Source organism: Pedobacter sp. MC2016-24 (assembly GCF_015223055.1).
Lineage (GTDB): Bacteria > Bacteroidota > Bacteroidia > Sphingobacteriales > Sphingobacteriaceae > Pedobacter.
In genome coordinates this window covers 279594-303112 of record NZ_JADFBX010000007.1, presented here as the reverse complement: position 1 = coordinate 303112, position 23519 = coordinate 279594, and the positions used below count along the sequence as shown (strand labels likewise).

The window sequence follows — 23519 nt, the reverse complement described above, 5'->3', positions numbered from 1 at the left end:
CACCGCTATCTGAAATTGCATCAACGAATTATTTATTTTTGTAATAAAAAAAGAAGACAATGACGATCAACGTATATACAGAACAAACACCAAATCCTGCTACAATGAAATTCATGGTCAATAAATTATTGATCAATGGCAGTGAAGATTTTGCGACTAAAGAAAGTGCTGAGCATTCTCCTTTTGCAAAAGAACTGTTTAAGTTTAATTTCGTAAACGGTGTCTTTTTCGCGAGTAATTTTGTGACGATCACCAAGACCGAAGATGCAGAATGGGCTGATATTGAACCACTCCTGAAAGAGTTTGTTAAAGGTGCAGTAGAGTCAGAATATAAAATTAAAGAAGAAAGTTCGGAAGAAGCACCTGCTTTTGAAGGTACTGATCTGGAAATTAAAATACAGCAGATTTTGCACGATTATGTTCGCCCTGCGGTTGAACAGGATGGTGGTGCAATCAGCTACAAATCTTTTGATGAAGGTGTTGTAACTGTTGAGCTTAGAGGCTCATGCAGTGGTTGCCCTTCTTCAACCATTACCTTGAAATCTGGAATCCAGAACTTATTGCAACGCATGGTTCCTGAGGTTAAAGAAGTAGTATCTGAAGCTTTGTAAGCTGATAAAAAATAACAAAAAGCCTGGATCATGAATGATTCAGGCTTTTTTGTTTGCTCGTAATCTGGTTTATAGCCGATTAAAAATATTGTTTTATGGTAGCGACAATCTCTCCGGTAACCTTAGCATTCGTTGCAAGGATTTCCCTTTTCTCTATAAACTCTGCTCCTCCTTCAAAGTTAAAAATCTGACCTCCTGCCTGCTGTACAATATACGCGCCTGCAGCAACATCCCATGAATTCAGGTTGTATTCAAAGAAAGCATCAAACCTGCCGCAAGCCACATAAGCCAGATCTACCGCTGCTGAGCCAATCCTTCTCAGGCCATGGCACTTTCTCATCATGTCGGCAAAAAGGTTCATATACTGGGCCTGCTTTTCAAAATTGTGGTATGGAAACCCTGTAGCCAGTAGGCAGTCGGACAACTGTGTTCTGCGGGATACCTGGATTTCTTTGTTATTTAAGTATGCGCCGCCACCGTGATAGGCTGAAAACATCTCTCCGCGGTTGATCTCATAGACCACGCCAATGACAGGCAGATTATGTTCATACAGCGCAATACTGATGGAATATGTAGGAATACCATGTATAAAATTGGTGGTGCCATCTAAAGGATCAATGATCCAGTCGTAGACTTCCCCGGTTTTATTGATGGTTTTCTCTTCTGTAATGAAACCTGCTTCGGGAAGTAATTTGCTTAAGTTTCTAACCAATTGCTTCTCCGCATTTTTATCTACATAAGACACCAGGTCGTTCAGGCCTTTCAACTCAATGGCGTTTTCATCAAAGTTCATGGATTCCTTCCTGATGAAATTGCCGGTTAGCCTGGCTATAGCAATGACTTTAGCACATAGTAATTCGTAATTCAAATCTGTATTTTTTAATAGTTAGCCAATTTCTCTTTGTTCCGTTGAGAATAAAGTACAAGAAGCAAGCCAGACAAGAATAACAGGGCAGAGATGAGCTCGGCCTGGGTAAATCGAATACCTGCTACATCATATTTGGTATTGACACGAATCAATTCTACAAAGAAGCGTTCTACTCCATTCAACATCAGGTAAATTCCAAACATGGTACCTGGGGATTTAATGCGGTCGCGGATTTTCCAAAGAATCAGAAACAGGATGAAACAAACGATAACTTCATATATTGGTGTTGGATACACCGGTAAAGGCAGTTCATTGCAGAATTTACCTACACATCCGGCAATGTGATTGCCTTCATTTGCTACGTTATTTGGATAAGTGTAAGCCCATAGCCAGTCGGGCAGCCAGCCAAAAGGCTTGGGATTCGCATTTACAATTCCCCAGTCCCCATCCCCTGACATGTGACAGCCGATACGGCCTACGCTATACGCAAGCATCATCCCTGGTCCGCCGATATCCAGCATATGTAAAGGTTTAATGCCATTTCTGCGTGCGATGATCAGTACCGCAGCACCTCCGCAGATTAAACCACCGTAAAAAGTTAAACCACTAAAGGACAACAAGCTGTTGATTGGATCTTGAACAAAGCTATCCCAGTGTTCCAGGTTATCAAATATTTTAGCCCCCAGAAAGCCCCAGATTGCGGCCCAAACAATCAGATTGCCCATCAGCTCGTAAGGATGTTGGGTGACCTCAACATTTTTAGGCTTATCCAGTTTGACTTTGCTTTTTTCTTTCTGATCCCAATAAGCGAACAGCGCAGCAAACAGGATTCCACCGATGATATTTCCTTTCGCAGACAGCAGCACAGTTTGTGCGTCTGATACAAAAAGCTGATAATTTAACAGTGCGTAAACCAGTTTATACCCGATTAAAAAACCGAATATCCCGTTGTATACCAACTCCATGGTTGTTGCCGGTTTTCCTACAACAATGGTCTTTTTTAGCGGAAGCAAAATCCCCAACGCTTCTTTCCGTTTAAATTCCTGGGTAAAGGCCCAGTATCCGGCAATAAAAGCTAAGGCAACAAACACACCAAAGGTGTTGAATGGTAAAGGGATCTGAACGCCGAAAAGGTATTCTATAAAATGAGATACTGTAGGAAACATACGATAAAAAAAAGTTTACTGCGAATATAGGATTAATGCGCTAAAACTTCCTGTATTTCGGCAACTTCTACTTCCCCATCGGCAGATAATTCAATCAATTTCACAGTTTTGATTTCGTTGACCATTACCGGATCATATTTGGCCTTTACTTTCACATAGTTCTTGGTAAAGCCATGCATAAAGCCACTTTTCTGATCGTCCTCAAAAAGAACTTCAGCAATGCTGCCAATCTGCGATTCATAGAAAGCCCTGCGTTTTTTATCAGATAAAATATGCAGCATTTTACTCCGGTCTGCACGCTGACTGCCGGCAACAATGCCTTTCATTTCAGCTGCTTCGGTTTGCTCCCGTTCAGAATAGGTGAATACGTGCAAATAAGAGATTTCCAATTCATTTAAGAACTGGTAAGTGTCCAGGAAATCGTCATGCGTTTCACCAGGAAAGCCAACGATCACGTCTACACCGATACAGCAATTTGGCATAACTGCTTTAATTTTGGCTACACGCTCCGTATACAGTTCCCTTTGGTAACGCCTTTTCATCAGGCCCAGTATTTTATTGGATCCGGATTGAAGTGGAATATGGAAATGAGGTACAAACCTTTTGGAGTTTGCTACAAATTCAATGATTTCATTGCTTAACAAATTGGGCTCTATAGAGGAAATTCGGATTCTTTCTATGCCTTCAACCTCATCAAGCGCTTTAACAAGGTCAAAAAACTTATCTTCTCTTTTTCCGTCACGAATACCAAAATCGCCCAGGTTAACTCCGGTTAATACAATTTCTTTCACACCGCTTTCGGCAATTTGCTGAGCCCGGTTGACTACATTTTCAATGGTATCACTACGACTCCCGCCGCGCGCAAGGGGAATGGTACAATACGTACAAGGATAATCACAGCCGTCCTGGACTTTTAAAAAAGTGCGGGTACGATCTCCAATAGAATAAGCGGCAATGAAATTATGGTTTACTTTTTCGATGTTTTGCTGGTGAACCACCGCTTTAGGCTGCTTGGTCAGGTCAGAGATGAATTCGACGATACGGAATTTCTCAGCAGCACCCAATACCATATCCACACCTTCAATTTCAGCAATTTCTGTGGGTTTCAGTTGCGCATAACAACCTACAATGGTAACGTAGGCGTGAGGAGAATACTTCAAAGCTTCCTTTACAACCTTTCGGCATTTTTTATCAGCATGTTCTGTAACAGAACAGGTATTGATGACATATACATCTGCACCTGCTGTAAAATCGACTACGGCATAACCGGCATCTGTAAATAATCTGCCTATTGTTGAGGTTTCGGAAAAATTCAACTTACAACCTAACGTATAAAATGCAACCTTTTTCATTAATTCTTTATGGATTCCATTTGTAATGAAGCTTGCAAATGCAGGTTTCACTCAAAGTGCAAAGATAGGAAAAAACTATTCATTCCAACGATAACTGTCCTGCTCCAGACCAGCCAGGTCGATCACACGGCTGACTACAGTTTGAGCCACCTCCTCTATTGTGGTGGGAATGGAATAAAAGGACGGGCTTGCCGGACAGATGATCCCGCCAGCTTCTGTCACGGTCTTCATATTATTGATGTGGATGAGGCTTAAAGGGGTATCGCGCACTACGGCAATTAATTTTCGCCGTTCTTTTAAGATCACATCAGCGGCCCTGGAAATCAAATCATTTGAAATGCCATGGGCAATTCTGCCCAATGTTCCCATGGAACAGGGAATAATCACCATGGTGTCAAATTTTGCAGAGCCCGAAGCAAATGGGGCATTAAAATCCATTTTGGGATAGAAATCGAAAGGATAATGATCGTAATCTGCGTTGCCCAATTCAAAGCGCCAAACCTCTTTTGCATTGTCTGACATCACAACACCTACCTTTTCAATCTGATCTGATAGCTTTATCAGGTTATCCAACAAGAGCTTAGCATAAACGGACCCACTGGCACCAGTAACTGCAACAACGATTTTCTTCTTCTTCATCCGGTAAAATTATCAGGGTTTTGTTTGCTTGTAAAGATACGGAACACCTTAAATAAAAAAGGGCCGAAAATAAATTTTCGACCCTACATCTACCTATGAAAAACATACCCTTGAAGGGTAAGCTCAAATGTAATATCTTTTTTTAACAAATGAAAGTTTAAACATATTTTTTTACGATACATTTTACATAATTATCCACAATTCTGCCAAAACCTATAATATTTCTTAATATTTAATAAAATTCCCTATTAGATGACTGACCTTCCTCCCGCAAAATTTTGTAGCCGCATGGAAAAGTTAAGCACGAAATACCGGGTTACCCGATTGCTGCTGCTGTCGATAATGGAATTGTTGGTGACAATCCTGTTGACGGTATTGCCCTGATTCAGCAGATCGTTGGCCTGAATGGATACCGATGCCGCCCTTCTCTTTAAAAAGCGGGTTTCCAGACCAGCATTGATCAACAATGGATTGGTTGACTCTACTGCGTATCCGCTATTGAACGTTTTAGATATACCCATATTGGTATATAAAAATTTTGCGATAAAGACTTTAGCGTTTGTGGACAAATTAAGGCTCTGAATTTCTCTTGATTTTGCGCTGGCCAGGGAGTAAGCGGTACCGTTGTAATTGTAAGTAATACCACTACCGAGCATAAGATCCTGGGTGTTCAAAGCAAAGCGCACATTCTGATTAAAATTGATCCCTTTACTGAAGTTTTTAATGTTATCGGTAAAAACCACGGTATTTGAATATCCGGCATAGCCATTGAATGACAATTCACATTTCCGTTCAGCAAAAGGTAACGATAGTGTATAATTGCTGCCCAGGTTGTAATTTCCATTGGCATTTTCGTATCGTGTTTCTTGTTTGATACCATTTAAGCTGTCAGTCAACTGGATGACATTGCTCACCACCTGATTGGTCACAGTTCCTAAATTAAGGCCAACCTGTAAAGATTTACCGCTGGTGACACCAAAAATCCGGTAACCAATGTTAACCGAATGACTAAGCGAAGTCTTCAGGTCCGGGTTTCCAATCACAATACTTTGTAGGTTCCTGTTGTCTGCAACGGGCTGCAATTGTTCAAAACTGGGTGCGGTGGTATATCCGTTGTAATTGAAATTCAACGATTGGGCCTTAGAAAGTACATACCTCATCCCTATCGTTGGCGCCATATTTAAAGTGGTCTGATTGATTTTATCTGTGCGTCCTTCGTAGCTGCCTCTCAAATTACTCGGCTGCAAACTCATGCCCAGGTTGTAGCTGAGTTTTCTGGCATCGTAACGGTAACTCACATTCACGTTTTGATTGATAAATGTAGAATGATATACATTGCTTAAAGTATCCACAAATTCTTTGACACCGGCTAAATTGACAACATCTGTTCTCAGATTGTTGCCGTTATTGGTTAAGGTAAAGGTATAGCTGAAATCGAGGTATTTACTCTTTGTTGTATCCGCTCTCTGAGTCAGGGGTTCACTGTAGGTAAAACCGGCGGAAAAGGAATTGTTGTTGTTTTTTGTGGTCACCAATCTGTTCAATAAAGAATCTTTTACGATGGAATCTTTCAATACAGGATTGGATTGCGAACCGTAAAAACCGGTTCTTGTTGAAATCTCTTCTTTATTGTCGCTTTGGTTCAGGTTGGCAGAGAAATTCATCATGACCATACGCTTTTTCTTTTTACCGAAACCCTTGCCCCAATTTAATCCGGCATTTAAACTTGGGCTATTACCAGAATTTTTATTGTCGCCAACCAAATCCTGGCGCATGGTTGATGTCTTCGTAGCCGAAAAGCTGTTGTTTTGCGCGCGGTTATTGGCTATTGTGCCATTCAAAGTAAAGTTCAGGTAATTGTCAGGCTCAGTACTCGACAGTTCCATATTGACATTGTGGTTATTGCTTTTGCTATTGGAGTAGTTATTGCTCGAGCTGTAAATGGTACCGCCCTCTACCAGGGTTTCACTGCGATTAGATTGTTCGTTTTCACTTTGCGTGGAACCGATGCCGTAAGATCCGCTTGCTGTCAGGTATTTGCCGATCGTTTGGCGCATATTCGCATTCCCCGAAACATCACCACTGGTGCCACCGCTGTTGTTGATATTGGTCAGATTTCCAGCTAGTCCGATCTGTTTCTTTTCCTGCCAGAAATTGGTGGCCAGTAGTGCACCATACCGATCGTTTGTACCCAGGTTCCCTCCTACATTGCCAAAGACACCTTTATTTCTTCCCGGCTTGGTGACCAGGTTTAATATTTTTTTAGGCTCTCCGACTTTAATACCGGTAAAATTGGCTTGATCGCCATAATCGTCAATGACCTGGATGCGGGAGACCAGATCAGCCGGTAACTGCCTGATAAACTCTTTCACATTACCGGTAAAAAAATCTTTGCCATTTACCCTGATTTTGGTCAGCTCTTTTCCCATACTGGTCACCTTACCGGCATCATCAACTGTTACGCCAGGCAATTGTTTCAGCAGATCCTCAACCTGATCATCTTTTCGCACCACAAAGGCTGCGGCATTGTATTCTACAGTATCTTTCATCACCTTAACCGGGTTGATTTTCCCTTGTATCACAACCTCATTTAAGTTGTAAGCTTCAGGTTTTAAAATGATGGGGTCAAGTTCCAGCTCGGTCTGGTCTTTTTTGAAAGTAAAACTGCTGGTGTTGGAGATGAAGCCAATGCCGCGGACAATAATTTCAAATTTATCGGCTTTAATGCCGCTAAATGCAAATTTTCCGTCCCGGTCTGCACTGGTATTTAAGGTATCTTTGGTGCTGATCAGTTTGACATGAACGCCTGGAATTACGCCATTTGTACTGTCCTTTACACTTCCTTTAATGTTGTATTTGATTTGCGCGCTTAATTCGTGACCTATTAATAGATTAATAAGTGCAAGAATGAAAATGGTAATTGTCTTTTTCAAACTCTGTTTGTGTGTGTTTTTATGAAAGTCGTTAGTTATTTTAGATCACCATAAGAACGTCTTGTTACAAACAATAGTCTTGCGAAGTCAATAATTCAGCAATATTGGCATAGATAAGTCGTTTTCTTGTTACATTGATGCATCTAAGAAATATTTTTATAATTTTAGCACGTATTCCTAACCACATATGAAACCGCAGTTACTCAAAGTTTCCAATAACCTGGTCACTTCATTTAGTGCAAGAAGAGACAATGTGCCTTATGTAAATAACCGCTGGCACTACCACGCGGAAGTGGAACTTATTTATTTTAAAAAAGGGAACGGCACACAATTTATCGGCGATCACATCAAACGTTTCAGATCGGGGGATGTGGTATTGGTGGGTGCACATTTACCGCATTACTGGAAATTTGACGACGTTTACTTTGAGGAAACTGAAAACAACAGTGCCGATGTGGTGGTGATTCATTTCAATGAAAGCTTTTGGGGCAATCATTTCCTGGACCTTCCTGAAAATAAAAAGCTAAAGGTTACGCTGGAACGTGCCCAAAGGGGAATTCAGGTGCAAGACAGTGTCAAAAAACAGATTGGAAAGCTGATGGAAGACATCCTGACTGCTGAGGGGCCAAAACGCATCATCTTACTGATGGAGGCCCTGTTGGCTATTGAACGCAGCAGCCTGCAGGAAAAATTATTGTCCTCTATCGGTTTCAGACATGATTTTGAAGAAAGCGAGAATGAGCGCATCAATGCCATTTACAATTTTTCGCTGGCCAATTTTAAAAGAAAGATACAAATGGAAGAGATGGCTGCTATTGCCAACATCAGTCCGAGTTCTTTTTGCCGGTATTTTAAATCCCGTACCAGGAAAACCTACACGCAGTTTATCAACGAAATCCGGGTAGGCCACGCCTGCAAACTTTTAATTGAGGACAACATCAGTGTGAAACAGATCTGTTATGAAAGTGGTTTTTACAATTTCGCAAGTTTCCATAAGCACTTCAAATCCATTACCGGTAAAAGTCCCCTAACCTACCAGAAAACCTATCTGGTTAAATAAATCATTTGAGTTTTAGGATGTTTTTGATCGCATGTTGATAAGCAGCTGCATAGCGCAGCATTCCTGCATCATTCGGATGGGTACCATCAACCATGGTATCTATGTCCTGGTTAATTTCTGCTTTACTTAAAAGATAAATCCCTTTAACGCCTTTGGCTTTGAGCTGACTGAAAGTCTGCCTTAAAACTTTATTGAGGCTTTCATAGGTTTCTTTTCTAACCTTGTTTACCCCTTCATCAGTATAACCGTCATGTTCAGTTAATAAAATTGGAACACCTGGTTTTTTCATCTGCAGTTCCGTGATCGATTGTTCCAGACGTTTTTGCACTTCTGCTTCTGTAAAAGCGGGTGCAGTCAGGTTAGGCAGGCAGTCCAGCACATATAGTTTGGCATCTATTTCAGTCAGTAAATCGACCAGCTCCTTTTCCAGGCGGCCATTGCCGGAAAAAGCGAGGTTAATGATGGGCTGATTGATCCTGCGACTTAAAATATTGGTCCATGACATCCCGGGTCTGCTGGCGCAGGCGCCTTGCGCAATCGAAGTTCCGTAAATGACAATGGGCTTCTCTGTACTTACCGGTACTGGTGTAAAACTACTTTGTGAAGGTACGCTGATTTCCATCCATTTTACAGCGTTGTATAGCGGTAAAAAAAGCGTGTAACTGAGTTCTTTCTGTTCAACGGATGCGGTGTTAAACCGATAAACAATGGTATCACCAAATTTAAACTGTGCAGCCGCCCATAACCACTTGCCATTCCCGTCATTGGCATACAAATCTACGCCACTGACGCCGGTGGCAGGCATATGAGACATCTGGACTGATCCGGCTACTGCATATTTTACGACAATTTCAGTGGCATCTGATTTGAATTTCAGGTTGAGACCGGAACTGTTTTTAGATAAGTTCCAGACTGGCTTTCGAACCAGTGGCTCTGCCCTGGCAGGCAGGCGATCATAGAAATCCTGAACCTCGGAAGGCCAGGCTTGTCCGGCTAAAGTACGTGTCGCATCTTTAGCCGGATTCCAGCTTTTATATTCTGTTTTTGTTTGTGCATTAGAAAGCTGAGCAATCAACATCGTTGCAACAACGAGTATCCATCTGGTTTTCATCATACACGAATATAAAGAAAATTATCTTCCCATCCAGCCGCCATCAACGGTCATTACGGTTCCATGCATGTAGCTGGAAGCATCAGATGCCAGGAACACAATCGGTCCTTTGAAATCTTCGGCTTCGCCCCATCTGCCGGCAGGAATACGTTCCATAATGGAACGGCTGCGGTTTTCATCCGCTCTTAAAGCAGTGGTGTTGTCTGTAGAGATGTATCCTGGTGCGATTGCATTTACATTTACGCCTTTTGAAGCCCATTCGTTGGCAAATGCTTTGGTTAACTGTCCAATTGCACCTTTACTTGCTGCATATCCCGGAACGGTAATCCCGCCCTGGAAAGTCAACAAAGAAGCTGTGAAAATGATTTTTCCAGATCCTCGTTCAATCATGTCTTTTCCAATTTCCCTGGTCAGGATAAAGGGAGCACTTTGATTTACGGCAATTACCTCATCCCAATACTCATCCGGGTGTTCTGCGATTGGTTTTCTAAGAATCGTTCCTGCATTGTTCACCAGGATGTCGATTACCGGGTGATCTGCTTTTACTTTTTCACAAAATGCTTTCAATGAAGCACGATCACTGAAATCGCATTGGTAGGCGTAGAATTTTCTGCCCAATGCGGTGATTGATCCTTCCACTTCACTTCCGTCCAGTTCCAGATTGGCAGAAACACCAATGATGTCGGCACCTGCTTCAGCTAAAGCCTCAGCCATTGCTTTACCGATACCTCTTTTACAGCCTGTAACCAGGGCTATTTTTCCTTTTAAATTAAATAAATCCAGTATTGCCATTTTTCTATTTTTTAATTTACCCTGAAGGGTGATTTCATCTGTTACTTTACGCTTACAGTAAGCGGTTGCTGTAATTGTTGTTTAAAATTGTTCAGGTAGTTGAACCACTCTTTGGCATTGGTAATCTCTTTACCTTTAGTCCAGGCCGATCCGTTGTAGTACACAAAAGCCTGTCCTGCTTTCACCTTACCATGGCTAAGCAAATGTACCTTATCTATACTCATCCGGCTAGCCGAAGGAACGATTGTAGCTACACCTGTTGTGCCATCTTCACCATGTTGTGCTTCCCAATACCCGGCAATTCCTTGTTGCTCATCCATCAAAATGGTTCCAGGCTCAGCCCTTTTCACAATCCCAACCACAATTGGCAAGTCACCATCACCTGCATATGTATATTCAGCTTCAACCCGGTTTAAATGAGAACCTGCATCCAAGGAAATGGTCTTGGTCACTTTAACGGCTTTCCCGGCAACTTTCCACTCATCATATCCCAATTGGAAAGTGGTACGCAACGGGCCGTTGTCCAGTACTTTCCAATGGTGATAGTTTAAAGAAAAAATCACAGAATCTTTAACTAAAGGCGCGATATCACCAGCTCCCAGTGTTAAACCTACGCTATAGTAATCCATACCATCCCCATTATCGTGGTGATAATCATTTTTCTTATACCATTCGTTGATGATCAGCTTTGAGGTTTTTTTCACCCAAACATCTGTTCCAAATGCATTGTCTTTTCTACCTTCTAAAGCTTTACCATACATTCTATAGGCAACCTTGTCATTTTCCCAGGCAAAATCATCATAACGTTCAGGCACAAAACGGCCATAGGTTTTTGGGGTTACCGGGGCGGGTTTACCTGCAACAATTTCAATTTCACTGGCTCCGCTTTTCAGATTCAGTTGTACCAATAAATTTTGCACCGCTTTTTGTCCGCGGTATTCCAATTGAAAGGGAATCTCCTGTCTGTTCAATGGATTTACGACTTTAAAATTAGCCGTGTCAATGTTCGGATATTTCGAAACCACATCCTGCCAGCTGATGGCCACTACGGCGTTTAACCTGGCCGACTTAGACGGATTGGTAATCACTACCGTAGCCTTACTTTTGGCCTGCGCTTGTAATAAGACCGGCAGCCCCAACAGAAAACATAATATTTTAATCGATTTATTCATTTGAACGTTCTTATTTCAATTCAGTAATTGCACAATGATCCATATCTCCATAATCCAGGTTTTCACCGGCCATTCCCCAGATAAAAGTATAGTTGCTGGTACCTGCTCCTGAGTGGATCGACCAGTTTGGAGAGATTACAGCCTGTTCATTTTGCATCCAGATGTGCCTGGTTTCCTGCGGCTCACCCATAAAGTGACAAACACTTTGTCCCTGAGGCACTTCAAAATAGAAGTAAACTTCCATCCTTCTGTCGTGGGTATGCGCAGGCATGGTATTCCAAACGCTTCCGCTTTTCAACTCAGTCATCCCCATTTGTAATTGACAGGTAGGCAATACACTATTAACCAACAACTTGTTGATCACACGGTGATTGGCCGTTTCAGGTGTACCCAATTCCACAATTTCAGCATCTGCTTTGGAAACTTTTTTACTTGGATAGGTATGGTGAGCTGGTGCTGAGTTGATGTAGAATTTTGCAGGACTGTCAGCGTTAGCTGAACTGAAAGTCACTTCTTTAGTGCCTTTGCCCAGGTACAATGCTTCTTTAAAATCCAATTCATAGTTCACACCGTCAGCAAGAACACTTCCTTTACCGCCAACATTAATGATTCCCAATTCTCTTCTTTCTAAAAAGAACGCCGCTTTCAGGTTTTCAGGGTTAGAAAGTGCAACTGTTTCTTTTACCGGCATTACACCACCAGTGATGTAACGATCGAAATGAGACAGCGTCAATTTAACAGCATCTGCCTCAAATAAACTTTCCATTAAAAAATTCTGACGCAAAGCGGCAGTATCCATTTTCTTTGCTTCATTCGGGCTAATTGCATAGCGGCTTTCAAAAGATGTTTTCATCATTATATTTGTTTTGTATGTATTCGTTTTACAATTCCATAGAAATTGTGTGTTATTTATTTACCCCGGTAGAGGCCCTGGAAATCAATTCAACAGGAATGGTAAAGACACCGGTTTTAACCAGATTTTCCGCATTATTTTTTAACAGATCAATCAATACGTTTACTATTTTTTTCCCTACTGCATCGGGAAATTGCTCAACCGAGGTGATGGAAGGCGAACTTATGGAAGTCCGCGGGTCATTGGAATAACCGACAATCTTCAACTGACCGGGCACATGGATTTGTTGTGCTTTTGCAAACTCAAGCGCGGCAATGGCTGTAGTATCGTTATCTGTAAAAATTCCATCAGGCCTGTCATCGCCATCAAACATTTGCCGCATGGCCCGTTCCGCATTCCCTGTGGTTAACTCCTGATGAAACAGCCAGTCTGGGTTTATGGCAAGTTTATGCGCTTCCATGGCTTTTAAAAAACCAGCATGGCGATCCAGGTATAAATTAGATGTCAGCGGCCCTGAAACATGTGCGATTTTTTTACACCCCGCCTCAATCAGTTTTTTTGTAGCAATGTAACCGCCATTAAAATCATCTCCTTTAACAATACTGGCTTTATCGTAACCAGTTGGTACCCGGTCATAAAAAATAACCGGCGTTCCGTTCTCAATCAATTTATCAAAGTGACTACAGTCCAGGGTCTGCAAAGTGCAGGCCACAATTAAGGCATCCACCCTGGAAGAGAATAAAGTGTCAGCAAGTTCCATTTCCAAATCTAAGCTGTCGTTTGACTGGCAAATGATGAGGTTATAACCATAACTATGCAAGCTATTTTGAATGGCTGTAATGACCTCAGCATGAAAAAACATAGAAATTCGGGGTACAATTAAGCCAATGGTATTGGTCTTGTTGCTGCGTAACCCAGAGGCCATCTGGTTTCGACGGTAACCCAGTTTTGCAGCCATTTCAAATACATCCTTCTTGGTTTTTTCTTTCACGTAAGGATGGTTATTCAAGGCACGCGAAATGGTTGCAGGCGAAAGTTTCAATGCCTCTGCAATGTCTAAAATTGTATTCTGCTGCGGTTTTTTCACGTTATTTATGGAATATTCTTGTTTAGAATTTTTCTGTATTAAATAAACTAGCGGCAAGCTAGCTATTTTTTTCATGAAAATGAAAACGTTTTCATATTTTAGCCTTATGGTTAACCGGGTGTGACAGCACAGGACAGCCTCATTAGATTAAAGTGTTATATTTACCAGCAATAAGAACCTAAAGCATGACCGTTGGACTATTTATCCCTTGTTACATTGACCAATTTTATCCGAATGCAGCCATTGCCACATTAACCTTACTTAAAAGGTTAGGTGTTGATGTGAAATATCCTACCCGGCAAACCTGTTGCGGGCAGCCGATGGCCAATTCGGGTTTTGAGCATTTAACGCAGGGATGTAACGATTTATTTATAGAAAATTTTGCTGAATTTGATTACGTAGTTTCTCCTTCCGGAAGTTGCGTGTTACACATCAAAGACCATTTACATGCTCCCAAAGACGAAGACAAAGCGTTGGGCATTCGCAAAAAAGTATATGAGCTGACCGAATTTCTAACCGATGTACTTAAAATTGAAAAACTAAATGCACGGTTTCCGCATAAAGTAGGTGTGCATCAAAGCTGCCATGGGCAGCGCGGTTTGATGCTGGCTCAAATGACAGAATTGGTTGAGGCACCTTTTTCCAAACCACTACATTTGTTAAATATGGTGGAAGGGCTTGAGCTTGTTGAACTGAGCCGGCCAGATGAATGCTGCGGTTTTGGCGGTACATTTTGCGTAGCTGAAGAAGCAGTTTCTGTAAAAATGGGAAAAGATCGGGTAGCAGACCATATCAATCACGGTGCAGAATACATCACCGCTGCAGACATGTCTTGCCTGATGCATATGGAAGGCATATTACGCCGGCAGAAAAGCAATGTAAAGGTATTGCATATCGCAGAAATATTAAATGCACAATAGTTTTAACCGGAAAGCGTAGCGACAAATGAATACAGAATTCAAGGACCACTCAGAATTATCTGATATATTTAATAAAGACGAAGCAAGGGTTGACTGGCATGATGAAACCTTATGGTTTGTACGTGCAAAACGTGACAAAGCTGCCCATGGCATTCCTGAATGGGAAAGCCTGCGGGAAGCGGCTTCTCAAATCAAGAACAATGTGCTTTCGAACCTGCACGATTACCTGGTTGAATTTGAAGAGAACGCCAGAAAAAATGGCGTGACCGTACATTGGGCTGCAGATGCTGCAGAACACAACCAGATTGTTCACAACATCCTAAAAGAACAGGGCGTAAACCGGTTAATCAAAAGCAAATCTATGCTGACCGAAGAATGCCATTTGAATGAATATTTAAAGAAAAATGGCGTAGAAGTTATTGATACAGATCTTGGGGAACGTATTGTGCAGCTTGCAGAAGAGCCACCCAGCCACATTGTACTTCCATGTATCCATAAAAAGAAAGAAGAAATCGGGGATTTGTTTCACGAGCATCTGGGTACACCGGCAGGCATGGCAGATCCGGTATTTTTAACTGCAGCCGCAAGAACACATTTAAGGGAAACCTTCATCACCCGCAAAGCAGCCATTACAGGAGTCAATTTCGCTGTTGCTGAAACTGGTGAATTTGTGGTTTGCACCAATGAAGGAAATGCAGACATGGGTGCCCACCTCGCAGATGTACACATTGCCTGCATGGGGATTGAAAAGATCATTCCCAAACGCAGAAATCTTAGTGTATTTTTGAGACTGTTAACCAGGAGTGCAACTGGACAACCGATTACTACCTATTCCAGTCATTTCAGAAAACCAAGACCCGGACAACAGATGCACCTGGTGTTGGTAGATAATGGCCGCACTACCCAATTGAGCAGACCTGATTTCAGAAACTCTTTAAAGTGTATCCGTTGTGCAGCCTGCATGAACACTTGTCCGGTTTACCGCAGGAGCGGTGGACACAGTTACCATACGGCCATTGCAGGTCCGATCGGCTCCATTTTGGCTCCGAACCTGGACATGAAAGAATATGCAGATTTACCTTTTGCCTCTACCCTATGTGGTTCCTGCAGCAATGTATGCCCGGTAAAAATCAATATCCATGAGCAACTGTATAAATGGAGACAGGTTATTGTGAAGGAAGGTTATGCTCCAGCTAAAAAAGCCATGGCCATGAAGGTGATGGAATTTACCTTATCCAGCCCTTTTATTTATAAAAACGCAGGAAAAGCTGGCCGCTGGTTCATGAAACATGCGCCATTTACGGTGAACAACAAATTGAACTTATGGTATGATCATCGGGAAATGCCTGAAGTTCCTAAAGAATCTTTTGGTGAGTGGTACAATAAAAATGTAAAGAATGACTAACAGCAGAGCAGAAATATTAGCCAAAGTATTGAAGAATCAGCCAGAATTACAGCCACTCCCGGCCGACCTGGTTACCGTTACGCACTACGATAATCCAATCGAAAATTTTAAAACCATATTGACCAATATCGGCGGATCGGCTGTAAATGTACCCGATTACCAAAGTATCCAGGACTACATCAAAACACATTTTCCCAATCAGCGGATCGTTTCAACACTCGCAGAATTGTCTGCTATAAGCGAGCAGGGATGGGAAAATCAGGATCCCCACAGCTACGAGAATGTAGACCTTGCAGTCATCAGGGCCCATTTTGGAGTGGCAGAAAATGCAGCTTTATGGATCACTGAGGATTTAATGCACCAGCGTGCCGTGCCTTTCATTTGTCAGCAACTTGCGGTGGTTATCCAAGCCAAAGACATTGTTGAAACGCTGCACGATGCTTATGTCAATATAGCGGATTCTGTTTACGGTTTTGGAACATTCATTGCCGGCCCTTCTAAAACGGCCGACATTGAACAATCGCTGGTACTAGGTGCACACGGTCCGAAAGGAATGACCGTGTTTATCCTGGACTAAACTTCCTCAATAAAATCAAGATCTTTATGATGTGTTTCCGGAATGGTTTTTACACAATAGAAACCTATTCCAAAACACAATAAGCCTAAAATACCGGCCGCGTTAAGCTCCAATACATGGGGCTTTAACGTGGTATATATCGTCGTCATCAAAACCACCGTACCTCTTACCATATTTGGAATCGTTGTTGCCGCAGTTGCCCTGACATTGGTTCCAAACTGTTCCGCACCAATGGTTACAAACATCGCCCAATAACCAATACCGAAGCCAACCCATAAGCACATGGCATATAAACCGGTAGCTGTACTGATCCCTCCATATAAATAAATCACGGTACCAATTGCTGTAAATATCATGAGGTAGGCTACCGCTCTGCGCCTGGATTCCAGCCAGTAACTGATCAAACCGCTCACCAGGTCGCCGCAAGCCAGTCCGACATAACACCACATCACGGCAAGTCCAGGTTTAATGGCTTCTTCAATGTGCAGCGCTTTACCGAACTCGTTACTGAAAGTAGCCAGGATTCCGATCACATACCAGGTCGGCAGACCAATACCTATACACTTCAGGTACAAGATCAATCGGCTTTTCTTAGTAAAGAAAGCCAGAAAATTACCCTTACTTACTTTAGTTTTCTCTTTCATGGCATTGAACATACCCGATTCAAAGACACCGATACGAAGTAATAGTAAGGCGATCCCCATACCTCCGCCAATAAAATAAGCATTTCTCCAGCTGAACAACTCCACGGTGAAATACCCAACAACAGCCCCCAAAAGGCCTACACCTGCAACTACCGAGGTTCCTATGGCTCTTAATCTTTTTGGTAAACTCTCTGAAACCAGGGTAATCCCGGCTCCAAGTTCACCCGCCAGGCCAATACCTGCTACAAAGCGCAATGCTTTATACACCGTCACATCATGTACAAAACCGCAGGCAAAATTGGCAATTGAATACGTAATGATCGATCCAAATAAAACAGACAAGCGTCCCTTTTTATCACCCAATACACCCCACAATATCCCGCCCAGTAACAAACCCGTCATTTGCCAGTTTAAAATACTCGCTCCTTCTATAGATCTTGCCGCTTCATCAAGTCCCAACTCCGTTAAACTGGGAATACGTACTATCCCAAATAATAACAGGTCATATATATCTACGAAATAGCCTAGTGAGGCTACAATAACAGGCGCACTAAACAGATAGGCTAGCGCGGTTTTCTCTTTTACAAGATTGCTCATTGGTTTGGTTGGTTGATTATTTAGTTAAAACTAAGCTATTTTTCTGATAGCTAAGATATATAATAATATTACTAACTACTTAATCATTTTAAAAAATAAAATTAAGTGGTCTGTTTTCTGACTGAAAGCTTTTACCCTACGCGATAAAAGGGCAAAAGTTTTTTAGTCTTGGAAAAGAACGCGCATTTTTTATTTTGTTTCCTCAAATTAATCTCTATATTTGGTAAACCAATTATTGGTTAACCAAATTATTTGTATGAAATCATTTATAGAGACGATCAAATCTATTGAAGTTGAATCTCCTGCAGACAAGATTATCGGGCAACTGAAACAACTGATTACTTCAGGACAATTACAACCGGGCGACAGGTTACCTGCGGAAAGAATTTTAGCAGAAAAATTTGGTGTTGGCCGGAGTTATGTACGCGAAGCCATATTGAAACTCGAATTCTACGGTTTATTAAAAACTAACCCTCAAAGTGGTACTTATGTAGCAGGCCTGAGCATCAAAGTGATGGACAACATCATTACCGATGTAATCAAATTCAACAAACAGGATTTTAATGCCTTATTGGAAGCGCGGTATTACCTGGAACTGGATGCTGTAAAATTAGCTGCAGAAAGAAGAACTGAGGAAGACCTGAAGAACATCCGTGAGGCCATGATCGATTATGAGAATAAAATCAATAGCGGACAAGATGCAGTAGAAGAGGATATGATCTTCCACATTAAAATTGCAAAGGCATCCAAAAACTCTGTGATTGAATCCATGATTCTCATCCTGATTCCAGATCTGATTAAAAACATTGTAGAAAATAAAATTTGCGGCGAGAACAGGGGAAAAGTAGCCATACCAGAACATCGGTTAATTTTAAAGGCTATTGAGGACCAAGATATTGATGCCGCCGAGAATGCCGTTGCTGCGCATTTAAATGACATGTTCCAGATCAGTAAGGCCGGATATGATGCGCAAAGTATAATTAACCAATCGTCTAACTAAAAAGAACAATTGCTGATTAAATAGATATTTTTCTTTTATAAACCTTTTTTACTCAAATTATGAACTATCTGAAAAAGCTGGTACTGTACTTCTTTTGCCTAAGTTTTCCTGCTGCATTAACGGCACAGGTCCACCCTTCTTTGATGTTGACCAAGGCCAATGTAAGCGCAGTGAGAAAAGGCATACAAGAATACCCATTGCTCAAAAAGTCTTATAAAAAGATACAAAGCGATGCGGATAAAGCATTAATGACCGAAATGAGTGTACCCCTGCCTAAAGATGGCGGAGGCGGTGCGAGCCATGAACAGCATAAGAAAAACTACATCAACATCCTGAATTGTGGTGTTGCCTATCAAATGACCGGTGATAAAAAATATGCCGCTTATGTAGGTAATCTATTACTTAAGTACGCAGCCGACTATGAAAAATGGCCACTACATCCCAAACGCAAAGAAGGCCATCAGGGTGGAAAAATTTTCTGGCAAAGTTTAAATGATTTTGTGTGGCAGGTATATACCATCCAGGGTTATGACCTGGCCTTTGATGCCATTCCGGCAAAAGACAGGAAGACCATCGAAGACCATTTATTTATCCCGATGCTGAAATTTTTCACCGTCGATTGTAAAGAAACTTTTGACAAAATCCACAATCACGGCACCTGGGACATTGCAGCGGTAGGCATGACCGGCTATGTTTTAAATAAGCCTGAATATGTTCAAATGGCCATTAAAGGTTCCAATAAAGATGGAAAAACCGGCTATCTGGCACAAATAGACCAATTGTTTTCTCCTGATGGATACTATACTGAAGGCCCCTATTATCAACGTTATGCTTTATTGCCATTCGTTATTTTTGCAAAGGCCATCAACAATTATCAGCCAGAACTTAAAATATTTGAATACCGCAAGCAATTGTTGTCTAAAGCCATTGCAACCTGTTTGCAACTAACCTATACCGATGGTGCCTTCTTTCCGTTCAATGACGCCATCAAGGATAAAACCTATGAATCTGCTGAGCTGGTATATGGCGTAGACATCGCTTATGCCGACATACAGGCCCAACCGGAACTGTTAGATGTAGCCAAAAAACAAAATGAGGTTATTGTGTCTGATGCAGGTTTAAAAGTAGCTGCCGATCTGGCTGCCGGTAAAGCCAAACCATTTGCCTATTTACCGCAGCTGATCAACGACGGCGCGAAAGGCGATGAAGGTGGCCTGGGCATATTAAGGTACGGCAGCAATGAAGATCAGCAATGCTTATTGCTTAAAGCCGCCTCTCAAGGCATGGGACATGGGCATTTCGACCGCCTAAACATCCTTTATTACGACAATGGTGTGGAAGTATTTCCAGATTATGGCGCAGCGAGATTCATCAATATTGAAGCTAAAAAAGGTGGAGATTATTTACCGGAGAATAAAACCTGGGCGAAACAAACGGTTGCGCACAACACACTCGTGGTAGACGAAACTTCGAACTTTAAGGCCAATGCCGATGCTGCACAGTTGAAGCACCCGGATATCCTGTATTTCAAAAACGACAATACCATCCAGGTGGTTAGCGCCAGGGAAACAAATGCCTTTCCAGGCGTTGAAATGACCCGCACAACAGCCTTAATCAAGGTTAAAGAATTAGATAAGCCATTACTTGTCGATGTTTTCCAGGCGATCTCGGACAAAAAACACCAATATGACCTACCCTTTTGGTACAAGGGACATATTGTGGATTCTTCTTTTAATCCTACTGCAGAAAGCACTAACCTGAAGCCCCTGGGCACTAAATATGGCTATGAGCACATTTGGTTAAATGCGGTAAAAACAGCCGGAGCTGAAGGCGGTTATGTAACCGTATTGAACAACAAACGTTTTTATACCACACATTTCGTGGCCGACTCTGCTTTACAGGTCAAATTACTTTCGCTCGGTGCCAATGATCCGGATTTGAATTTACTGGAAAGCAAAGCCTTTATGCTGAGTCAGCCCAATACTGCAAAACAAACATTTTTCAGCATTACAGAAGCCCATGGAAAAGTAAATTCAATAAATGAAACCACTACCGGAGCATCGAGTGCAGTATCCGAGCTCAAACTGATCAGCGCTTCAGCTACCCAGGTGACTGTATCATTTAAAGTTAAAAACAAAGTATATCACTATCAGATCGATTATAACAATAAGTCCCAATTCGTAAAATTAAATTAAGAGCTATGTTACAAAGCAGTTTATTCCAGATAGAAGCAGATACCGAATGGCAAGATTTAGGTAATGGCGTTTCCAGACAAATCTTCGGTTATGACGGTCAGATCATGTTGGTAAAGGCCCGGTTTGAAGCGGAAGCAATTGGCGTGCTTCATGAACATTACCACTCGCAGGTGACCTATGTAGAAAGCGGGCTTTTCGAAATGACCATTGGTGATGAAAAGAAAATGCTTAAAAAAGGCGATGGCTTTTATGCACCCCCACATGTAATGCATGGTTGTGTATGCCTGGAACCCGGAATTTTAATTGATGTATTTAGCCCGCACCGTGAAGATTTTTTGACCAGTTAACTTAATATAAACTAAAATATGAAACATTTTTTTCTAATGATCTGCCTGATTTGGGCGGGGCAGCAAAGTATTGCCCAGGAAATTAAGAAAGTAACGTATCCGGAGGGCTTCACAGAGCAACTTAATGTGACCTATACTACCGTAAACGGCTGGGAAGGAAAACTGGATTTATACCTGCCTCCTGCCGGTAAAACCACAACGCCACTGGTGATAAACATTCATGGTGGTGGTTGGAACAAAGGCACCAAGGAATCCCAAACCGGGTTCAGCAATTTCTTTAAAAAAGGCTATGCAGTAGCCAATATCGAATACCGCTTAACCGGCGCTGCAACCGCTCCTGCTGCTATAGAAGATACCAGGTGTGCTTTGATTTATCTCATTAAAAATGCAAAACAACTGAACATCAACACCGATAAAATTGTGATCATGGGCAGTTCGGCAGGTGCACACCTGGCCTTGATGGGCGGTTTATTGGAAAATGACCATATTTTTGACACCAATTGCAAAGGCACAGAAAACATCAAAGTTGCGGCAATTATTGACAAATATGGCATTACAGATGTGTGGGACTGGGGTTATGGTGTACACAAAACCAGCAAGTCGGCAACCAGCTGGTTGGGAGATAAAGCAAAAGACCAGGATTTCGCAAAGTCTGTTTCTCCGCTATACCAGGTTAAAAAGAGCAGTCCACCAACATTCATTGTACACGGGGATGCAGATCCAATTGTACCCTACGAACAATCTGTGGCACTTAAAGCCAAACTGGATGAGCTTGGGGTAAAAAACGAGTTTATGACAGTTAAAGGCGGCGACCATGGTAAGTTTAGTCCGGAAGACAACAGAGAAATGAACGCACGCATAATGACCTTTTTAAAAGGTTTGGGTATATAAATAATAAAAAAACTAATGAAGGTAAAAGGATTAAGATGGTACATCATTGCGCTGATAGCTTTTGCTACCGTAATTAACTATATAGACAGAAGTGCGATCAACATTATGTGGCCTTACATCTATAAAGAGTTTGGCATTGCCGATATAGACAACAAAAATGCATTGGCATTGATTACCACATTCTTTATGATTGCCTATGCACTTGGTCAAACTTTTACCGGTAAACTGATGGATGCCGTGGGTACCAGATTGGGTATGACCATTTCAATCATTGGCTGGAGTATTTCAATTGCTTTACACTCCTTTGCCAGATCGTTAATGTCGTTTAACTTGTTCCGTTTTATGCTTGGGTTTAGCGAGGCGGGCAACTGGCCGGGTGCGACCAAAAGTAATGCAGAATGGTTTCCGGCAAAAGAGCGGGCAATTGCACAAGGTATATTTGGTGCCGGAGCCTCTTTAGGCTCTGTCATTTCAGCGCCGATTATTGCCTTGTTATACATAGCCTTCGGCTGGAAAATGACCTTTGTACTGATCGCTGTGCTTGGCTTGATTTGGGTGATTCCATGGTTGATCATCAACAAAGCCACCCCTGAGAAACACCCCTGGCTGACGGAAAAAGAACGTAACTATATCCTGGATACAGAACCAGGAGCAGAAAGCCAGGTAGAAGTAGCCCCGGTATTGAGCTGGAAAGAACTGCTTCGTTTTAGAAATACCTGGGGAATCATTATGGGCAGATTCTTCATCGATCCTGTATGGTGGCTATTCGTCACCTGGCTACCTACCTTTTTAAAAGAACAGTTCCTTTTTGACATTAAACAAATTGGCGCATTTACCTGGTTACCCTATCTTTTTGCAGCCATTGGCAGTTTACTGGGGGGTTATCACTCTTCCATGCAAATCAAAAGAGGTGTACCTGCGGTAAAGGCGAGAAAGAATTCAGTGGCCTTTGGATGTGCAGTGATGCTGTTGTCGTTGGTCGCCATTGTGTACAAACTGGACACCTTAAAAGAACAGCCTACCCTGGCCATGGTATTGATCGGCCTTACTTTATTTGGATTTCAATTCCTGATCGGCAATATACAAACCTTACCCAGCGACTATTTCAATGGTAAAAATGTGGGTACAGTAGCCGGCATGGGCGGTACCGCAGCTGTGGCAGGCACACTATTAACCACCTGGGCAGTACCTGTGCTGACTAAAACCAGTTATGTATCCTTTTTTGTATTGGCCGCAGTGCTGGTACCAATCACCTGGATCTGTATCAAATATATAACCTCTAAAAAAATAAATTCTTAA

At 42.0% G+C, this 23519-nt stretch carries 21 protein-coding genes; 10 read left to right on the top strand and 11 right to left on the bottom strand.

The features are described 5' to 3' along the window. The first annotated feature begins 59 nt into the window (after positions 1-59). The gene (locus tag IM797_RS17900; protein ID WP_194128522.1) at positions 60-611 is read left to right on the top strand and encodes a NifU family protein; all 552 of its coding nucleotides are present in this window, start codon (positions 60-62) and stop codon (positions 609-611) included. Positions 612-690: 79 nt separating this feature from the next. On the opposite strand, the gene IM797_RS17895 is transcribed toward IM797_RS17900, so the two are convergent. From IM797_RS17895 to IM797_RS17875, 5 genes are all read right to left on the bottom strand, one after another. After that, the gene (locus IM797_RS17895; protein WP_194128521.1) at positions 691-1479 is read right to left on the bottom strand and encodes an inositol monophosphatase family protein; all 789 of its coding nucleotides are present in this window, start codon (positions 1477-1479) and stop codon (positions 691-693) included. Positions 1480-1490: 11 nt separating this feature from the next. After that, positions 1491-2645: a prolipoprotein diacylglyceryl transferase gene (locus IM797_RS17890; protein ID WP_194128520.1), complete on the bottom strand. Its 1155-nt coding sequence runs from the start codon at positions 2643-2645 to the stop codon at positions 1491-1493. Between the two features lie 32 nt (positions 2646-2677). After that, positions 2678-3997: a tRNA (N(6)-L-threonylcarbamoyladenosine(37)-C(2))-methylthiotransferase MtaB gene (mtaB, locus tag IM797_RS17885; RefSeq protein ID WP_194128519.1), complete on the bottom strand. Its 1320-nt coding sequence runs from the start codon at positions 3995-3997 to the stop codon at positions 2678-2680. Between the two features lie 75 nt (positions 3998-4072). Next, a complete protein-coding gene (locus IM797_RS17880; protein WP_194128518.1) occupies positions 4073-4636 on the bottom strand; it encodes a UbiX family flavin prenyltransferase in 564 nt (187 codons plus the stop codon). Positions 4637-4884: 248 nt separating this feature from the next. Next, positions 4885-7569, bottom strand: a complete 2685-nt coding sequence (locus IM797_RS17875) for an outer membrane beta-barrel protein (RefSeq protein WP_194128517.1) — start codon at positions 7567-7569, stop codon at positions 4885-4887. Between the two features lie 187 nt (positions 7570-7756). Between IM797_RS17875 and IM797_RS17870 the strand changes: the two genes are divergently transcribed. Further along, entirely contained in the window at positions 7757-8629 is an 873-nt protein-coding gene (locus IM797_RS17870) for an AraC family transcriptional regulator (protein WP_194128516.1), read from the top strand. 1 nt (position 8630) lies between these two features. On the opposite strand, the gene IM797_RS17865 is transcribed toward IM797_RS17870, so the two are convergent. Genes IM797_RS17865 through IM797_RS17845 form a run of 5 tightly spaced genes read right to left on the bottom strand, consistent with a single transcriptional unit; the run spans position 8631 to position 13644 of the window. Then, entirely contained in the window at positions 8631-9743 is a 1113-nt protein-coding gene (locus IM797_RS17865) for an SGNH/GDSL hydrolase family protein (RefSeq protein ID WP_228098936.1), read from the bottom strand. An 18-nt stretch (positions 9744-9761) separates the two neighbouring features. Next, complete coding sequence (locus tag IM797_RS17860; protein WP_194128550.1) at positions 9762-10526, bottom strand: SDR family oxidoreductase; 765 nt, start codon at positions 10524-10526, stop codon at positions 9762-9764. 47 nt (positions 10527-10573) lie between these two features. Continuing rightward, positions 10574-11704, bottom strand: coding sequence for a DUF4861 family protein (locus tag IM797_RS17855; protein ID WP_194128515.1), 1131 nt, complete (start codon positions 11702-11704; stop codon positions 10574-10576). A 10-nt stretch (positions 11705-11714) separates the two neighbouring features. Further along, positions 11715-12557 carry a 5-dehydro-4-deoxy-D-glucuronate isomerase gene (gene kduI / locus IM797_RS17850; RefSeq protein ID WP_194128549.1) on the bottom strand — a complete coding sequence of 281 codons (843 nt, stop codon included), beginning with the start codon at positions 12555-12557 and terminating at the stop codon, positions 11715-11717. A gap of 52 nt (positions 12558-12609) precedes the next feature. Further along, complete coding sequence (locus IM797_RS17845) at positions 12610-13644, bottom strand: LacI family DNA-binding transcriptional regulator (RefSeq protein ID WP_370583093.1); 1035 nt, start codon at positions 13642-13644, stop codon at positions 12610-12612. Positions 13645-13829: 185 nt separating this feature from the next. Here IM797_RS17845 and IM797_RS17840 point away from each other — a divergent pair, with 185 nt between their 5' ends. Genes IM797_RS17840 through IM797_RS17830 form a run of 3 tightly spaced genes read left to right on the top strand, consistent with a single transcriptional unit; the run spans position 13830 to position 16546 of the window. Further along, positions 13830-14564 carry a (Fe-S)-binding protein gene (locus tag IM797_RS17840; protein ID WP_194128513.1) on the top strand — a complete coding sequence of 245 codons (735 nt, stop codon included), beginning with the start codon at positions 13830-13832 and terminating at the stop codon, positions 14562-14564. Positions 14565-14589: 25 nt separating this feature from the next. Continuing rightward, a complete protein-coding gene (locus tag IM797_RS17835; protein ID WP_194128512.1) occupies positions 14590-15969 on the top strand; it encodes a lactate utilization protein B in 1380 nt (459 codons plus the stop codon). Further along, positions 15962-16546 (top strand): LUD domain-containing protein, encoded by a 585-nt coding sequence (locus IM797_RS17830; RefSeq protein WP_194128511.1) that lies wholly within the window; start codon positions 15962-15964, stop codon positions 16544-16546. Before IM797_RS17835 ends, IM797_RS17830 begins: the two co-directional genes overlap by 8 nt. Here IM797_RS17830 and IM797_RS17825 read toward each other — a convergent pair. Beyond that, positions 16543-17787, bottom strand: coding sequence for an MFS transporter (locus IM797_RS17825; RefSeq protein ID WP_194128510.1), 1245 nt, complete (start codon positions 17785-17787; stop codon positions 16543-16545). The two genes, IM797_RS17830 and IM797_RS17825, sit on opposite strands and share 4 nt — an antisense overlap. Positions 17788-18043: 256 nt before the next feature. Between IM797_RS17825 and IM797_RS17820 the strand changes: the two genes are divergently transcribed. Genes IM797_RS17820 through IM797_RS17800 form a run of 5 tightly spaced genes read left to right on the top strand, consistent with a single transcriptional unit; the run spans position 18044 to position 23519 of the window. After that, entirely contained in the window at positions 18044-18787 is a 744-nt protein-coding gene (locus tag IM797_RS17820) for a FadR/GntR family transcriptional regulator (protein ID WP_194128509.1), read from the top strand. Positions 18788-18846: 59 nt separating this feature from the next. Further along, positions 18847-20982 (top strand): alginate lyase family protein, encoded by a 2136-nt coding sequence (locus IM797_RS17815; RefSeq protein WP_194128508.1) that lies wholly within the window; start codon positions 18847-18849, stop codon positions 20980-20982. Between the two features lie 5 nt (positions 20983-20987). After that, entirely contained in the window at positions 20988-21329 is a 342-nt protein-coding gene (locus IM797_RS17810) for a cupin domain-containing protein (RefSeq protein WP_194128507.1), read from the top strand. An 18-nt stretch (positions 21330-21347) separates the two neighbouring features. Continuing rightward, a complete protein-coding gene (locus IM797_RS17805) occupies positions 21348-22220 on the top strand; it encodes an alpha/beta hydrolase (protein ID WP_194128505.1) in 873 nt (290 codons plus the stop codon). Between the two features lie 15 nt (positions 22221-22235). Further along, positions 22236-23519: an MFS transporter gene (locus IM797_RS17800; RefSeq protein WP_194128504.1), complete on the top strand. Its 1284-nt coding sequence runs from the start codon at positions 22236-22238 to the stop codon at positions 23517-23519.

What these genes read in the sequence shown, in the direction of transcription:
- IM797_RS17830 (WP_194128511.1), top strand. Translation starts at nt 15,962, where the DNA reads ATGACTAACAGCAGAGCAGAAATATTAGCCAAAGTATTGAAGAATCAG.
- IM797_RS17870 (WP_194128516.1), top strand. Translation starts at nt 7,757, where the DNA reads ATGAAACCGCAGTTACTCAAAGTTTCCAATAACCTGGTCACTTCATTT.
- IM797_RS17815 (WP_194128508.1), top strand. Translation starts at nt 18,847, where the DNA reads ATGAACTATCTGAAAAAGCTGGTACTGTACTTCTTTTGCCTAAGTTTT.
- IM797_RS17810 (WP_194128507.1), top strand. Translation starts at nt 20,988, where the DNA reads ATGTTACAAAGCAGTTTATTCCAGATAGAAGCAGATACCGAATGGCAA.
- IM797_RS17880 (WP_194128518.1), bottom strand. Translation starts at nt 4,636, where the DNA reads ATGAAGAAGAAGAAAATCGTTGTTGCAGTTACTGGTGCCAGTGGGTCC.
- IM797_RS17835 (WP_194128512.1), top strand. Translation starts at nt 14,590, where the DNA reads ATGAATACAGAATTCAAGGACCACTCAGAATTATCTGATATATTTAAT.
- IM797_RS17820 (WP_194128509.1), top strand. Translation starts at nt 18,044, where the DNA reads ATGAAATCATTTATAGAGACGATCAAATCTATTGAAGTTGAATCTCCT.
- IM797_RS17825 (WP_194128510.1), bottom strand. Translation starts at nt 17,787, where the DNA reads ATGAGCAATCTTGTAAAAGAGAAAACCGCGCTAGCCTATCTGTTTAGT.
- IM797_RS17800 (WP_194128504.1), top strand. Translation starts at nt 22,236, where the DNA reads ATGAAGGTAAAAGGATTAAGATGGTACATCATTGCGCTGATAGCTTTT.
- IM797_RS17900 (WP_194128522.1), top strand. Translation starts at nt 60, where the DNA reads ATGACGATCAACGTATATACAGAACAAACACCAAATCCTGCTACAATG.
- IM797_RS17890 (WP_194128520.1), bottom strand. Translation starts at nt 2,645, where the DNA reads ATGTTTCCTACAGTATCTCATTTTATAGAATACCTTTTCGGCGTTCAG.
- kduI (WP_194128549.1), bottom strand. Translation starts at nt 12,557, where the DNA reads ATGAAAACATCTTTTGAAAGCCGCTATGCAATTAGCCCGAATGAAGCA.
- IM797_RS17805 (WP_194128505.1), top strand. Translation starts at nt 21,348, where the DNA reads ATGAAACATTTTTTTCTAATGATCTGCCTGATTTGGGCGGGGCAGCAA.
- IM797_RS17855 (WP_194128515.1), bottom strand. Translation starts at nt 11,704, where the DNA reads ATGAATAAATCGATTAAAATATTATGTTTTCTGTTGGGGCTGCCGGTC.
- mtaB (WP_194128519.1), bottom strand. Translation starts at nt 3,997, where the DNA reads ATGAAAAAGGTTGCATTTTATACGTTAGGTTGTAAGTTGAATTTTTCC.
- IM797_RS17840 (WP_194128513.1), top strand. Translation starts at nt 13,830, where the DNA reads ATGACCGTTGGACTATTTATCCCTTGTTACATTGACCAATTTTATCCG.
- IM797_RS17865 (WP_228098936.1), bottom strand. Translation starts at nt 9,743, where the DNA reads ATGATGAAAACCAGATGGATACTCGTTGTTGCAACGATGTTGATTGCT.